Below are 1,097 nucleotides of genomic sequence, written 5' to 3' on the forward strand. Positions count from 1 at the left end.
CCCCGGGGAGGCGCCGGAGCGGGCCGTGGTCGTCGACGACGCGCATCTGCTCGACGACGACTCGCTGGATCGGCTGACGGCCCTGGTGCTCGACGGCGGCCGCACGGTCCTGGTCACCGCGGAGCCGCTGAACCACAGGCCGGCGCTGCACGGGTTGCTCACCGCGATGCAGCGGGAGACCCCGACGGTGTCCCTCGGCGTGCTGTCGCCGGCGCAGCTGTCCACCGCGGCCGCGGCGATGCTGGGCGGCGAACCGACACCGGAGACCGTGCGATCCCTGGCCGGGGCGACTGCCGGGCTGCCCTTCCTGGTCGCAGCGGCACTCAGTGAACCCGGTACCGACGCTTCGGCGTTGGTACGCCGCGCCGACCACGCGTTGCTCGACCGGCTGCGCGGCTGCGACGACGCGCTGCTCGACGCGATGCTGCTGCTGGCGCTGACCGACGACCTGGGCGCCGCCGACGTCTCGGCGGCCCTTCCGGTCAGTCCCGCCCAGGCCCGGGTGTTGGTGGACCGGGTCCGGGCCGGCGGGCTGCTGGACCCGCAGCACGGCCCGGAGTTCACCCACCGGATGCATCGTCTGCTGGCCCGCACCGCCGGTGCAGCACGTCACCACCAGCTGGAGAGCGCGCTGCTGGCGACACAACTGGACGCGTCCTCGCTGTCGGCCGAGCTGGCCCTGCGGCTGGCCGAGCACGGGCTGGCCGATGCCCGGCTGGCCACCAGCCTGCACGATCTCGCGGCCCGTGGCGGCACCCCGGCCGTCCGTGCGGCACGGCTGTTGCGTGCCGCCGCCCAGGCCGGCGCGACGACGGTGTCGGTCCCGTTGGCCGATGCGCTGGCCACCTCGGGGGACTGCCCGGCGGCCGCTCGGCTGGCCGAGGAACTGCTGACCTCCTCCGAGGAGTCCGAGCGTGCCGCGGCGGTGCGGATCGGTGCCGCGGTCGCCGCCCACGACGGGGTCACCGCGCAGGCCGCCGACCTGTACCGCTGGCTGGGTCCGCATTCCGACGCGGTCGTCGCGGTCGGCGGGACCGTGGCCGGCGTCGCCGTCGGTGACCCGGAGCTGGCCCGGGCGGCTTTCGCGGCTCCGGCGC

Annotated in this window: 1 pseudogene; it reads left to right on the forward strand. The window is 76.0% G+C overall.

Annotated features, from left to right (window positions below):
* A pseudogene (locus tag ACXAID_RS28185) lies at positions 1–1,097 on the forward strand (isoniazid response ATPase/transcriptional regulator IniR); the annotation flags it as partial.

The sequence above is a fragment of the Mycobacterium sp. ABE4_509 genome (assembly GCF_056160785.1).